This window comes from Ideonella azotifigens (genome assembly GCF_021043325.1).
GTDB lineage: Bacteria > Pseudomonadota > Gammaproteobacteria > Burkholderiales > Burkholderiaceae_C > Ideonella > Ideonella azotifigens.
Genome location: NZ_JAJNKD010000001.1, coordinates 230,683 through 244,209, shown reverse-complemented (window position 1 = coordinate 244,209; position 13,527 = coordinate 230,683). Strand labels below are relative to the sequence as shown.

The 13,527-nt window shown below is 68.4% G+C and carries 10 protein-coding genes; 5 read left to right on the top strand and 5 right to left on the bottom strand.

Translation table 11 applies throughout. The features are described 5' to 3' along the window. Positions 1-77: 77 nt before the first annotated feature. Entirely contained in the window at positions 78-1,472 is a 1,395-nt protein-coding gene (locus LRH25_RS01000; protein ID WP_170200860.1) for a cyanophycinase, read from the bottom strand. Positions 1,473-1,774: 302 nt separating this feature from the next. On the opposite strand from LRH25_RS01000, the gene LRH25_RS00995 reads away from it, so the two are divergent. From LRH25_RS00995 to LRH25_RS00980, 4 genes are all read left to right on the top strand, one after another. Next, positions 1,775-4,582: a TonB-dependent receptor gene (locus LRH25_RS00995; protein WP_141287659.1), complete on the top strand. Its 2,808-nt coding sequence runs from the start codon at positions 1,775-1,777 to the stop codon at positions 4,580-4,582. Positions 4,583-4,783: 201 nt separating this feature from the next. After that, complete coding sequence (locus LRH25_RS00990) at positions 4,784-5,503, top strand: winged helix-turn-helix domain-containing protein (protein WP_141287660.1); 720 nt, start codon at positions 4,784-4,786, stop codon at positions 5,501-5,503. Next, positions 5,500-6,966, top strand: coding sequence for a HAMP domain-containing sensor histidine kinase (locus tag LRH25_RS00985; protein WP_141287661.1), 1,467 nt, complete (start codon positions 5,500-5,502; stop codon positions 6,964-6,966). Before LRH25_RS00990 ends, LRH25_RS00985 begins: the two co-directional genes overlap by 4 nt. A 264-nt stretch (positions 6,967-7,230) precedes the next feature. Then, on the top strand, positions 7,231-8,358 hold the full coding sequence (locus LRH25_RS00980) for a lactonase family protein (RefSeq protein ID WP_141290937.1): 1,128 nt from the start codon (positions 7,231-7,233) through the stop codon (positions 8,356-8,358). Positions 8,359-8,374: 16 nt separating this feature from the next. Here the strand turns inward: LRH25_RS00980 and LRH25_RS00975 are convergent, their stop codons facing one another. Further along, entirely contained in the window at positions 8,375-9,403 is a 1,029-nt protein-coding gene (locus LRH25_RS00975; protein ID WP_141290935.1) for an ABC transporter substrate-binding protein, read from the bottom strand. A 56-nt stretch (positions 9,404-9,459) separates the two neighbouring features. Further along, a complete protein-coding gene (locus LRH25_RS00970; protein ID WP_231010038.1) occupies positions 9,460-10,680 on the bottom strand; it encodes an MFS transporter in 1,221 nt (406 codons plus the stop codon). Positions 10,681-10,775: 95 nt separating this feature from the next. On the opposite strand from LRH25_RS00970, the gene LRH25_RS00965 reads away from it, so the two are divergent. Further along, positions 10,776-11,729 (top strand): LysR family transcriptional regulator, encoded by a 954-nt coding sequence (locus LRH25_RS00965; protein ID WP_141291020.1) that lies wholly within the window; start codon positions 10,776-10,778, stop codon positions 11,727-11,729. 5 nt (positions 11,730-11,734) lie between these two features. Here LRH25_RS00965 and LRH25_RS00960 read toward each other — a convergent pair whose 3' ends face one another. Both LRH25_RS00960 and LRH25_RS00955 read right to left on the bottom strand, forming a co-directional pair. Further along, the gene (locus tag LRH25_RS00960) at positions 11,735-12,544 is read right to left on the bottom strand and encodes an ABC transporter permease (protein WP_231010037.1); all 810 of its coding nucleotides are present in this window, start codon (positions 12,542-12,544) and stop codon (positions 11,735-11,737) included. A 2-nt stretch (positions 12,545-12,546) separates the two neighbouring features. After that, positions 12,547-13,347 carry an ABC transporter ATP-binding protein gene (locus LRH25_RS00955; RefSeq protein ID WP_231010036.1) on the bottom strand — a complete coding sequence of 267 codons (801 nt, stop codon included), beginning with the start codon at positions 13,345-13,347 and terminating at the stop codon, positions 12,547-12,549. Positions 13,348-13,527: the final 180 nt, after the last annotated feature.

The window sequence follows — 13,527 nt, the reverse complement described above, 5'->3', positions numbered from 1 at the left end:
CAGAAAGCTCCTGGGGAGAAAAAGCGCACGTGGACCGAAATGAAGGCCGCAGTATCGCGCGGCGCAGGGTGCGCGGATCAGCGGCCGGTCCAGGGCGCAAACAAGGGCCGTGCCATGCGCACCGGCTGCAGGTCCAGGTAGACGTTGACCACGCTGTAATCGTCGCCGCCCTGCTCGTCGGAGTACCAGCCCAGCGTGTCCTTGCCCTTGTAGAGGCGGAACGAGAAGCCGAGGTCGGGCAATGGGTCGCCGGGCTGGGCCTTGGGATCGAAGGCCAGGCCGCGCACTTCCTTCTGGCTGCTGTCGATCAGGAAGCCCATCGCATTGGCCACCGTGGTGTCGCCCAGCATGTCGATGTAGAAGGGCTCGTTGGTGAAGTCGGGCTTGTAGCCGGGTGCGTTCGGGTCCAGCTTCTGGCCGCGCTGCTTGCGCTCGGACGGCGCGATCTGCCGCGTGCCCAGGTCGTAGTGGTCGCCACGGTCCAGGTAGCTGAGCTTGGCGCCGGTGAGGTTCAGTGCGCCGAGCTGCGGGTTGGTCTGCGCATCGGCCAGGTCCACCAGCAGCGCACCCTTGCCGCCAATCACCTCGATCTGGTCGCCCTGCACGATGGCCGCGCTGTTCTCGTCCACGCCCAGGCCCAGCTTGTAGCCCTTGGCCAGCATCAGCGGAATCATGCGGCCGAAGCGGCCGCGCTTGAGGAAATGCTGGTCCACGAACAGGTTCGGGCCGACAAAGCCCAGGCCGTGGTCGACCTCCTTGCCGTCGCGCAGCTGGCCCTTCATCACGCTGAGCACGCTCAAGGCATCGCGGAACATCACCGTGCTCATCACCGCAGCACCAGCCGAGGTGCCGGCCACCACGCCACCGCGGCGGTACACGTCCCAGATCGCCTGCAGCATCGGCGTGGGCTTGCCGCCGGGGTTGAAGGTGTCGACGATGCGCTCCTGCGCGCCGCCGGAGAAGAAGATGCCCTTGGCGTTCTTGACCAGCTCCAACAGCGATGGGTCACGCACCGCCTTGTCCAGGTCCACCCATTTCAGCGCAGGCGCCACCGGCAGTTGCTCGGCCACGGCGCCGCGGCGCTCCAGCAGGTCGCCGATGCGGCGCGCCGTCTTGTCCGGATTTTCCGAAGCGGTGCCGAACACCACCCAGCGCGAGCCGCGCCCACCGGCCAGTTCCACCAGCCGGCCCCAGACCTCGTCGTTGTCGTCCTTCAGCGCACCGCCAATGACCACCGCGTAGCCCTTGACCTGCTGGAACGGGATCGCCCCGGCGGTGATGCCGCCGGCCCGGGTCACCGTGCCGACCGACTCGCGGCTCGGCGCCTGCACCTGGGCCTGCAGCGTCGGCACCAGGCCCAAACCCAGGCCCAAACCCAGGCCCAGCGCCAGTCCGCCCAGCAGCAGCCTGCGGCCCGCCCGCTTGCCGCTGTCGCCCTGCTTCATCTTGTCCGTCTTGCGGCGCTCGCTCATGCCAAACCCATCCCAAATCCATCTGAACCACGAAAGCGGCTGCCGCGCCCGCCCGAAGGCGGCGCTTTGCCATGGCGCATCTTGGCACCGCATTCCGTGAGAACAAACGTCGCCCGTGGGATTGCGTCGAGATTGCGAGGGCCGATACAGCACCGTCGCTTGCACCGCCGTGCAATCCCTTGTGAAGCCAAGTTGCTGAATTGCGACGCTCGGTGAAAGCGCCGTGACACGCGGCGCGAACGCTTCCTAGACTCGCAGACCGACCCACACACCACAAAGCATCGCTTCGGAGGATCCTCTTCATGCATAGCCCCGTCACGCCGCACGCGGCTGCCCACCGGTCCACGCGCCTTCGGGCCTGCGCCCAGGCGGTGGCCCTGCTGCTTTCCGGCGCGGCCCCGGCCTTGCTGCATGCCCAGACGGCTCCCGCCGACACACCCCAACGGGTCGAGATCACCGGCTCGGCAATCAAGCGCATTGACGGTGAAACGGCACTGCCGGTGCAGGTCATCACGCGCAAGGACATCGACAAGGCGGGGCTGACCACGGCCGCGGAAATCGTCGCGCACATCAGCGCCAGCGCCAACAACCTGACCGACGGCGGCAGCATGGCCTACGGCGGATTCCGCGACCAATCCGGCCTGAACGCGGCCAACCTGCGCGGCCTGGGCGTCTCGTCCACGCTGGTGCTGCTGAACGGCCGCCGCATGGCCAACTTCGCTTCGCCGGGTGACGGCGCCGGCGTGGACCTCAACACCATTCCGGCTGCGGCCATCGACCGCGTGGAAGTGCTGCTGGACGGGGCATCGTCCCTGTACGGCAGCGACGCGATTGGTGGCGTGATCAACTTCATCACCAAGCGTGACTACCAGGGCGGAGAGATCAGCGCCTACGCTGGCAAGACCGGCGAAGGCGGCGGTGGCAAGCGCTCGGCCACGCTGTCGGGCGGCGTGGGCGACTATGGCCGCGACGGCTTCAACCTGTTCGGCGTGTTCGACGTCCAGAAGACCGACAGCCTCAACGCCCGCCAGCGTCACTTCATCAAGGACCTGAAGATTCCCGAGCGCTTGCCGGATTTGCTTTCCAGCGCGACCTATCCGGCCAACCTGATCCTCAGTGGCTCCCAACGCGACAGCCTGATCGCCGACGGCTACTCCAGCAACGGCAAGACGGTCATCGACTCCAGGACCATCAACCCAGCCGCCGCCACCGGCTGCAACCCACCCGCCACGCTTTACCTCCCGGAAGGCATTGGCGGCGCCGACGGTTGCACCTATGACTACATGCGCGACATCGAGCTGTACCCGAAGTCGACCAAGACCAGCGTGTTCGGCCGTGGCGTGTGGGACCTGGGCGGCGGCCACCAGCTGTTCGGCGAAGCCTCCTGGGCCCGTTCGAGCACCTTGTATTCGGGCACGCCCAACCGCATTGACGCCGAAGTCGACGTCTCGCTGATCCCCGCGCTGGCCGGAACCACCCTCACCACGTTGGATCCGGACGACGAAGACCGCAGCATCACCGCGCGCACCCGCCTGGTCGAGGCCGGCCTGCGCACCAGCGAACTGGTGTCCACCGGTCAGCGCTACGTGCTGGGCATGAATGGCAATGTGTCAACGTGGGACTACGAGGTCGCGCTGAACCACAGCACCAGCCTCGTGTCCGACCGCGACCACAACGGTTACCTGAACGAGGACATGATCCGCGACGGTTTTGCCGACGGCACGCTGAACCCGTTTGGTGCCTCCGGCTCGGCCGGCCAGGCGCTCTACAACACGGCGCAGATCCGGGGCGAAGTGCGCCACGCGTCAGGCCAGATGGACGGCGTGGACTTCAAGGCCTCGCGCCCGGTGATGAAGCTCTCCGGCGGCGACATGGCATTGGCGTTGGGTGGCGAGTTCCGCCGCGAGCGCCAGAACTACCACCAGTCGCAGGCACTGGCGGACGATCTGATCCTCGGCGAGACCTCGCAAGGCCAGGACGCCGACTTTGGCCGCTCGCGCCACGTGGGCGCGGTGTTCGGCGAAATCAGCGCTCCCGTCACCAAGCAGCTGGAGCTGCAGGCCGCCGTGCGCTACGAGCACTACGAAGTCACCGGCAGCGCGACCAGCCCGAAGATCGGCCTGAAGTACACCGTCACGCCGGAACTGATGTTCCGCGCTTCCGCTGGTTCGGGCTTCCGCGCGCCCAGCCTGTCGGACCTGTACCGCCCGGTGACCGAAGGCTCCGCCGCCACGGTCACCGACCCCGTCTGCCTGGCCAATGATCCGGAGAACACCGTCACCGACTGTTCCGACCTCTGGACCACGCTGAACTACAGCAATGCCAAGCTGAAGCCCGAGCGCTCGCGCCAGTTCACGCTGGGCACGGTGTTCGAGCCCCAGCGCGGCATGAGCGTCAGCCTGGATTACTGGAACGTCCAGAAGAAGGACACCATCAGCACCATCGGTGTGGACGTGATCCTGGCCCACCTGGACAAGTACGGCAGCCTGGTGCACCGCTACAACGACCCGGCCGGCGACCCCGACAGCGACTTCATGCGCGTGTGTGGCGACGACCTGGACCCGGACGACAACTCGATCTGCTACATCGACCTGGTCAAGCAGAACCGCGGCCAGCAGCGCATCTCTGGCCTGGACATCGGCCTGTCGCTCAGCAAGCTGCAAAGCGGTGTCGGCACCTTCGGCGTGCGGCTGAATGGCACCTGGACCGTTTCGTCCAAGCAGCAGACCGGCAACGGCGACCCCTTCGTGAGCAACCTCGGCGAGTTCGTCAACGACGGCGTGGTGCAGCGCTGGCGGCACACGGTGGCCTTGGACTGGGAACAGGGCCCGTACTCGGCCACGCTGTCCAACAACTACCTCTCGGGCTACAAGGACCAGCACATCATCGGCAAGGATGACCGCCGCGTCTCGGCGTACACGCTGTGGAACCTGTCCGGCGCCTGGGACATCACCAAGGACTTCACGCTGCGCGGCGGGGTGCAGAACCTGTTCGACACTGCGCCGCCGTTCTCGCAACAGGCCTGGTACTTCCTCTCCGGCTACGACCCCAGCTACACCGACCCGCGCGGCCGCTTCTTCTACGCCAGCGCGACCTACCGGTTCAAGTAAGCCTCACTCGTTCCACACCAGCCCGGCCGCTCGCACGCCGGGCTTTTTTTCGTTCATCGTGGCCAAGGCCTGTCAGGTTTCGCCGGCTCGCGCGACCAAGGTTCACCGAAGCCTGAAAAGCTTCAACAAAACGTGAAACCTGCGCGTGCGCACCGGCCGAACAATGGCCTGGGGCGGGCGTGCGCCTGCCCGTGCCAAGCGATGCCGAACCCTGTGCCGAAAAAAGTCCTGCTGGTCGAAGACGACGCGCCGATTGCCGAGCTGGTGCAGATGCACCTGCGTGAAGAAGGCCTGGACGTGATGCATGCGGCCAGCGGCGACCTCGGCGCCGAGCTGCTGGCGCGCAGCCATTGGGACGCACTGGTGCTGGACCTGATGCTGCCAGGCGTGGACGGGCTTGAAATCTGCCGCCGCGCGCGGACCATGGCGCGCTACACGCCCATCATCATGATCAGCGCCCGGGCCAGCGAGGTGCACCGCATCCTCGGGCTGGAACTGGGTGCCGACGACTACCTCCCCAAACCCTTCTCGATGCTGGAGCTGGCCGCCCGCGTGAAAGCCTTGCTGCGCCGCACCGAGGCGCTGGCGCGCGACGCGCGCATCGAGTCCGGCGCGCTGTCGCTGCACGGGCTGGAGATCGACCCGCTGGCGCGCGAATTGCGGCGGGACGGCAAGTTGATCGAACTGACACCGCGCGAGTTCGACCTGTTGTATTTCCTCGCCCGCCACCCCGGCCAGGTGTTCTCGCGCATGGACCTGCTGAACAAGGTCTGGGGCTACCAGCACGACGGCTACGAACACACGGTCAACACCCACATCAACCGGCTGCGGCTGAAGGTGGAACAGAACCCCGCGCTGCCACAGCTGGTACTCACCGTGTGGGGCCGCGGCTACCGCTTCGCGGCGGAGGTGCCGGCGTGAAGCGCGGCTGGTCGCTTTCCACCCGATTGGCGCTGCTGTTCGGCGGCCTGCTGCTGGCCTGCGGCCTCGCAGCGACGGCGCTGCAGATCCACGCCGGCGAGCAGCGCGAGCAGGAGGTGGTGCAGCGCCTGTCGCTGGGACTGGCGGGGCACATCGCCGGCCATGAACTGTTGATGCTGCCGGACGGACCCGATGCGGGCAACGTGCAGCGCCTGTTCACCAAGCTGATGGACGTGAACCCCAGCGTGGAGCTGTACCTGCTGGGGCCGGACGGGAAGATCATTGCCGATGCAGCGCCGCCAGGGCACCTGAAGCGGCACCAGGTGAACCTCGCGCCGCTGCAGCGCCTGCTGGCCGGCGCCACGCTGCCGGTGTGGGGTGACGACCCGCGCAGCGAGGCCGGGCAGAAGGTCTTCAGCGCCGCGCCGCTGTGGACCAACGGCCGGCTCGCGGGCTACGTCTACGTGGTGCTGATCGGCGAGGAGCACCAGGCCTTGCTCCACCCCTGGGCCGATGCACCGGCCCACATCGGCGCGATGGCGCTGATCACCGGCCTGGCGATGCTGGCCGGGTTGCTCGCGCTGCGCGCCATCACCCGGCCGCTGCAAAGGCTGACGCGCATCGTGCAGCACTTCGACCACGACGGCCTGGCCGGCCTGGAAGCCGCGCAGCAGGCGCTGGCCAACGAGCCGCCGTCAAACGACGAGATCGGCCGGCTGCGCCAGGCCTTCGGCCACATGGCGCAGCGCCTGGCCGCGCAGTGGCAGGACCTCAGCCACCAGGACCAGCAGCGGCGCGAACTGGTGGCCAACATCTCGCACGACCTGCGCACGCCGCTGACCTCGCTGCACGGCTACCTGGAGACGCTGAAGCTGAAGGCCGCGCTGCTCAGCGAAGCGGAGCGGGCCCGCTACCTGGACGTGGCCATTGGGCAGAGCCGCCAGGTGGGCCGGCTGGCACAGGAGCTGTTCGAACTGGCGCGGCTGGAGTACGGCGCGGTGACGCTGAGCCGCGAGGTCTTCGCGCTGCCGGACCTGGTGCAGGACGTCTGCCAAAAGTTCGCGCTGGCGGCCGAGGCACGTGGCCAGCGGCTGCAGGCCGACATTGCACCGGCGCTGCCGCAGGTGGACGCGGACCTGGGCCTGATCGAACGGGTGCTGACCAACCTGATCGACAACGCGATCCGCCACACGCCGCCGGGCGGGTTGATCGAGCTGCGACTGCGCGCGCTGGGCCAGGCGGTGGAGGTTCGGGTGCGGGACGACGGCCCCGGCGTGCTGGAGCACCTGAAGCCGCATCTGTTCGTGCGGCCCAGTTTCCAGACCGGGCTGCGCGGCCGTGCCGGCGGTTTGGGCCTGGTCATCGTCAGCCGCATCCTGCAGCTGCACGGTTCGCAGATCCGGCTGATGCCTTCGTCACAAGGCGCCGACTTCGCCTTTCAGCTGGCACCCGTTCGGACCTGACCCGCCGCGCACACGGCGGGCCGAGCGCCGGGCCGCTCCCAAGCCGGCCCGCGTCCCCTCGGGGGACCGTCCGGCGTACCCGACGGGCGAGGGGCGAGGGGCGAGGGGCGAGGGGCACAAGGTTCACGATTTGTTGATCTTTGCGTGAACAAACGGCGAGCACCCTCGCGGGAGACTGCGATTCAACGCAAGGCGAACAAGGCCTTGCGAACAACAAGAACCTCTTTGTTCAACCGCATTCCTCGCTTCCTCCTGGAGATCAACATGACTGTTTCCCGTCGCACCTTGAGCGCCATCGGCCTGGCCATCTCTGCCTTCGCGTCCACCGGCGCCATGGCCGACACCGTATCGGTCCCTGGCCTGCACAGCCACAAGGTCTTCACCAGCAGCAATGCCGCCGAAGGCAACGAGCTGATGGTGCTGGCGCCTTCCGCTACCGGCGAGCTGGGCGTGGTCGCCCACACCAGCACCGGCGGCCTGGGCCTGGGCAAGGGCCTGGGTTCGCAAGGCGCTGTCACGCTGAGCGGCGACGGCCAGTACGCGCTGGTGGTCAACGCCGGCAACAACACCGTCTCGGTCTTTACGCTGGGCGACGACATGCTGACGCTGAGCGCAACCGTCGACTCCGCCGGCCTCACGCCCATCAGCGTCACCGAGCACGAAGGCCAGGTCTATGTGCTCAACAGCGGCGGCGCCGGCAATGTGGCCGGCTTCATGCTGGCAGACGGCCAGCTCACGCCGGTGGCTGGCGCGGTCGCGCCGCTGTCGGTGGCCAGCGGCGCCGCACCGGCGCAGGTCAGCTTCACGGCAGACGGCAAGGCGCTCGTCGTGACCGAGAAGGGCACCAACAAGCTCAGCAGCTATCACGTGCATGGCGACAGCTCGCTCAAAGGCCCCATCGTCACCAACTCGCCGGGCCAGACGCCGTTCGGCTTCGCGGTGAGCCCGTCCAACGTGATGGTGGTCAGCGAAGCGGTGGGCGGCGCAGCCGGCGCCAGCACGGTCTCATCCTACCGCTTCAAGGACGGCTCGCCGGCCGTGCCGCGCGTGATGAGCGCCGCCGTGCCCGACACGCAAAGCGCCGCCTGCTGGGTCGCCATCACGCCCAGCGGCAAGTGGGCTTACGTGGCCAACACCGGCAGCAGCTCGGTCTCCAGCTACCGCATCGACCAGAAGGGGCGGATCACGCTGAGCGCCGCCGTGGCCGGCAACACCGGCAGCGGCACCGCCCCGGCCGACCTCACCGTCGCCGCCGATGGCCAGCATCTCTACGTGCGCAACGGCGGCGTGCCCGGCATCGCCAACTTCGTGATCGGCAAGGGCGGCGTGTTGAGCGCCGGCACCAGCTTCACCGGTCTGTCAGCCATCGCGACCGGGCTGGCCGCGAACTGACGACCCCAACCGGACTTCAGGGTTGCCCGCCCAGCTGCTTCTTCAAGGCCACGCCCACGCCCTTGTTGACGAACTGGTAGGTGGCGACCTTGGAGAGGTCCACCTCGCCGGCCTTGTACAGGCCGGCGCGCACCATCTTGTCGAAGAAGTCCTTCACGCGCTCGGGCTTCATCGCGCCGATGCCCAGCGTCAGGCTGTCGCCGCTGTCGACCACGCCCAGCTCCTTCATCAGCGCCAGGGACTGGTCGATGGTGGCTTGGTCCATCTCGGGGTTGTCGCGCTTGATCAGCGCGTCGCCCTTGCTGTGGTCGCCGTAGAGGTAGTTGACCCAGCCGATGATGGAGGCTTCGACAAAGCGCTGCACCAGCGCCGGGTTCTTCTGCACCGTCTCGGCCCGGGTCTCGATGGTGGTGCTGTAGGTGCTGTAGCCGTGGTCGGCCAGCAGGAAGGTCAGCGGCTTGAAGCCGCCCTGCTTCTGGATGCTGATCGGCTCTTCGACCGCGTAGCCCTGCTGCACGCTCTTCTTGTCGGCCAGGAAGGGGCCGAGGTTGTAGTTGTAGGGACGCAGCTGTTCGTCGCTGAAGCCGTAGTCGGCCTTCAGCCAGGCCCACCAGGAGAACTGCGCGTCCTTGGCGATCCAGGCGACCGGGGCGTTTTTCAAATCCTCGAACTTCACATAGCCCTGGCCGGGGTGGGCCATCAGCGCCTGCGGGTCCTTCTGGAACAGGCTGGCGACGGTGACGACCGGCACGCCGCTCTTCACGTTGTCGAAGCTGTGCAGCAGGTTGCCTGTCATCAGGAAGTCGATCTTGCCGGCGGGCAGCAGCGGCCGGTTGTTGACCTGCGGGCCACCGGGGCGGATCTCCACCTCCAGGCCGTACTTCCTGTAGGTGCCGTCGGCAACGGCCTGGTAGAAGCCGCCGTGCGCGGCCTGGGCCTTCCAGTTGGTCGCGAAGACGACCTTGTCGTCCGCCTGCGCCAGGCCGCTGCTTCCGGCCATCGCCACGGCGGCCAGGGCCGCCACCGTCCAGTTCGTGCTCGTCATCGTGATGCTCCTCCAACGATGCGGCATGGTAGCGGCGGCGAGGTTCCGCTGCAGCATCAGCGTGAGGATGCACGCCGCTGTGCCAGCCGCAGCACCAGCGCGCCGCTGCTGGCCAGCGCGGCCAGCAGTGCCACGCCGCTCCAGCCCCAGGTCGACAGCGCCAGGCTGCCCATCGCAGCGCCGCTGGCCATGCCGATGAACACGCCCGTGAACAGCAGCGCGTTCAGGCGGCTACGGGCTGCAGGCTCCAGGCCGTAGACGATGGTCTGGTGCGCCACCAGCGCGGCCTGGATGCCGAAGTCGAACCCGATGGCGCTGGCCACGATCAGCCCCAGTTGTGCGCCAGCGGGCAGCAACGGCGCCGGCAGCATGGCCGCGAAGGACAAGGCGGCCAGCCCGGCACCCAGGCGGATCACCAGCTCCGGCCCGCGCCGGTCCGACAGCCGGCCAGCCAGCGGCGCGGCCAGCGCACCAGCGGCACCGGCCAGGCCAAACGCACCGGCCGCGGCACTGCCCAGGTGGAAGCTGCTGTGCAGCATCACTGCCAGCGTGGACCAGAAGGCGCTGAAGCCCATCGACAGCAGGCCTTGCGCCATGGCCGCGCGGCGCAGGCCCGGATGGCGGCGCCACAGCGAAGCCATCGAGCCCAGCAGCGCGCCATAGCCCAGTTGCGTGGTGGGCGTGAAGCGCGGCAGCCCGCGCCAGACGGCCACGCCCACCGCGGCAATGGCCAGCGCCGCGCCCAGGTACATCGCGCGCCAGCCGAAGTGTTCGGCCACGAAGCCGCTGACCACGCGCGACAGCAGGATGCCCAGCAGCAGCCCGGTCATCACCGTGCCGACCACCTTGCCGCGCTGCGCCTCGGGCGCCAGCGTGGCGGCGGCCGGCACCAGGTCCTGCGCCATCGTCGCCGTCAGGCCGACGGCCAGGCTGCCCGCCACCAGGCCGGCAATGCCTGGGGCCACGCCACAGAGCAGCAGCGCCAGCGTCAGCAGCACCGCCTTCACCAGGATCACGCTGCGGCGGTCGAAGCGGTCACCGAGTGGCGCCAGCAGCAGGATGCCCAGCGCATAGCCCAGCTGCGTCACGGTTGGCACCAGGCCGACGGCGCGCGTGCCGGCTTGCAGGTCGGCGCCCAGCACGCCCAGCATCGGCTGGCTGTAGTACAGCGAGGCCACGCTGAGGCCGGTGCCTGTCGCCAGCAACAACACCAGGCCCGCTGGCACGCCGGCTTGGGCCGGCGCGGGCTGGGCATGCACGGAAGGAATGGAGGTCATGGTGAAAACCCTTAAAAGCGAATTGACGCCAGTGTCTTCTCGGGTGAGCCAGAACGGTAGTCGCAGCCAGTGCAGATTCGCTATACGCTTGGCGCATGACCAACCTGTCCGTGCCCGGCGCCGACCGCATCGAGCTGATGCAGACCTTCGTGCGCATTGTCGAAGCCGGCAGCCTCTCCGCCGCAGCCGCCCAGCTGGGCACCACCCAGCCCACGGTGAGCCGCCGGCTGCAGGCGCTGGAGCGATCACTGGGCCTGAAGCTGCTGCAGCGCTCCACCCACGGCATGAAGCTCACCGGCGACGGCGAGCGCTGCTTCACGCATGCCAAGGAACTGCTGGAGAGCTGGCGCGCGCTGGAAGACGACCTGCGCGGCGCCACCGACGTACCGCGCGGCCTGCTGCGCGTGGTCGTGCCACATGCGTTCGGGCAGGACCAACTGGTGGCCCCGCTCACCGAATACCTGCAGCACCACGCGCAGGTTTCGGTGGACTGGCTGCTGCACGACCGTCGGCCGGATTTCATTGCCGAAGGCATCGACTGCGCGGTGATGGTGGGCACGGTGAACGACCCGGCGCTGATTGCCGTGCGCCTGGCCGAGGTGCCGCGCATCGTCGTCGCCGCGCCGTCGCTGTTGCCGGCAGGGCCCGGGGCCGCGAGCGCACCCTTGGCCGAGCTGCCCTGGCTGGCGCTGAAGACCTACTACCGCAACGAGGTCATGCTGCAGCACCGGGAAGATGGCCGCGAGCAGCGCTTCGCCATCCAGCCGCGCATGGCAACCGACAGCCTCTACGCGCTGCGCCAGGCCGCACTGGCCGGCCTGGGCGCCTGCATCGCCTCGCACTGGATCGTCGCCGACGACATCGCCCAGGGCCGGCTGGTGCACCTCGCCCCGGACTGGCAGGCCTCGCCACTGCCGGTCTACCTCGTGTACCCGCCCGCGCGCTTCTACCCGGCCAAGCTGCGCCGCTTCATCGAGCTGATGCGCGAACGCATGCCGGGCATCGTCGGCATGGTGGGCACGGCCGGCAAGCCAAGGCCTGCGAGCTGAAGGCCTCAGCGCCCGCGCTCGCTGTCATGCCAGCCGCGCAGCAGGCGCCGCGACAGCCACTCGAAGAACGCGTGGATCAGCACGCCGGTGGCCGAGACCAGCAGCAGTGCGGCGAACATCTTCGGGATCTCGGTGCGGAAGGCCGCTTCGAGGATGCGCGAAGCCAGGCCGGTGTTGCGGCCCGCGGCACCGGCGGTGAACTCGGCCACCACCGCGCCGATCAGGCTCAGGCCGCCGGCGATCTTCAGGCCGGACAGGAAATACGGCAGCGCCGAGGGCACCAGCAGGAAACGCAGCGTCTGCCAGCGGCTCGCGTGGTAGAGCCGGAACAGCTCGCGCAAGCCGGCGTCGGCACTGCGCAAACCCGTCAAGGTATTCGCCAGCAGCGGGAAAAAGGCGACGATGAAGGCGCAGATCAGCACCGTGGCGGTGGCGCTGTCGGTCAGGATCATGATCAGCGGCGCGACCGCGATCACCGGCGTGACCTGCAGCACCACGGCAAACGGCGTGAGGCTCCATTCCACCCAGCGCGACAGCGCGAACACCGCCGCCACGCCCACGCCGCCAACACAGGCCAGCGCCAGCGCCATCAAGGTGATGCGCAGCGTGACCCACCAGCTCACCATCAGCGAGCCCAGGTTGTCCCACAGCGTAACCAGCACGCGCGAAGGCGCGGGCAGCAGGTAAGGCGGGATCTCCCACCAGGCCACCGCCGCTTCCCAGCCGCCCAGGAACAGCAGCACCGCCAGCAGCGGCAGCAGCCAGCGCAGCGTCTGCTCGCGCCGGCTTGCGGAAGCAGATGCTGCGTGGACCACGATCAACCGAGTGCCGGTTCCTCGGCGGCGCGGGCCAGCGCGGTGCTCAGGCGGGCGCAGGCGTCGACGAACACGGGGCTCTGGCGGAACGAGGCGTCGCGCAGGCGCGGGCCTTCGATGCGCAGATCCTCGATGATGCGACCCGGCCGGGCGCTCATCACCAGCACGCGCTGGCTCAGGAACACTGCCTCGAACACGCTGTGCGTGACGAACACGCCGGTGAAGGCGGGCACCTTGGTCTTCTCGCCTTGCGGCAGCCACAGCGAAAGCAGGCTTTCATTCAGCGCAAAACGCGTGATCTCGTCCAGCGCGGCAAAGGGCTCGTCCAGCAGCAGCAGCGCCGGCTGCGTGACCAGCGCGCGGGCAATCGCCGCGCGCATCTTCATGCCACCGGACAGCTCACGCGGCATGGCCTCGGCGAACTCGCCCAGGCCCACGCGCTGCAGCGCGGCCAGCGCTGCAGCGGCACGCGGCTCGGCGGCCATGCCTTGCAGGCGCAGCGGCAGTTCGACGTTGGTGACCACATTGGCCCAGGGCATCAGCGTCGGTTCCTGGAACACGAAGCCGGCGTCGCGCACGGGGCCGCGGGTGGCCGCCGCGCCCTGGCGCAGCACCTCGCCGCTGCTCGGCAGGTCCAGCCCGGCCAGCAGGCGCAGCACCGAGCTCTTGCCGCAACCCGAAGGGCCCAGCAGGCTGACAAATTCACCGGGCGCGATGCGCAGGTCCACGCCTTGCAGCGCCAACAGCCCGGTTTCGTAGCGGCGATCAACCGCTTTCAGTTCGATCAATGCAGGAGAGTTCACGGGCGGAACTGTACGCGAGGCGAGCGGCCACCCTGTTTCTGCGCGATGCGCAAGCGGCCCTCGCTCACCTCGAGTCCAGTTTTCCTATCGCCATCGCCGCGCAAGGATTGATCCAAACCTCCGGCCGCAACACCGACCGACGCATCACAGCCAGCACCCAGTTCATGCCGAACCCGAGCA

Coding starts and splice junctions, on each gene's coding strand:
- LRH25_RS00980 (WP_141290937.1), top strand. CDS start 7,231: ATGACTGTTTCCCGTCGCACCTTGAGCGCCATCGGCCTGGCCATCTCT.
- LRH25_RS00970 (WP_231010038.1), bottom strand. CDS start 10,680: ATGACCTCCATTCCTTCCGTGCATGCCCAGCCCGCGCCGGCCCAAGCC.
- LRH25_RS00965 (WP_141291020.1), top strand. CDS start 10,776: ATGACCAACCTGTCCGTGCCCGGCGCCGACCGCATCGAGCTGATGCAG.
- LRH25_RS01000 (WP_170200860.1), bottom strand. CDS start 1,472: ATGAGCGAGCGCCGCAAGACGGACAAGATGAAGCAGGGCGACAGCGGC.
- LRH25_RS00995 (WP_141287659.1), top strand. CDS start 1,775: ATGCATAGCCCCGTCACGCCGCACGCGGCTGCCCACCGGTCCACGCGC.
- LRH25_RS00975 (WP_141290935.1), bottom strand. CDS start 9,403: ATGACGAGCACGAACTGGACGGTGGCGGCCCTGGCCGCCGTGGCGATG.
- LRH25_RS00990 (WP_141287660.1), top strand. CDS start 4,784: ATGCCGAACCCTGTGCCGAAAAAAGTCCTGCTGGTCGAAGACGACGCG.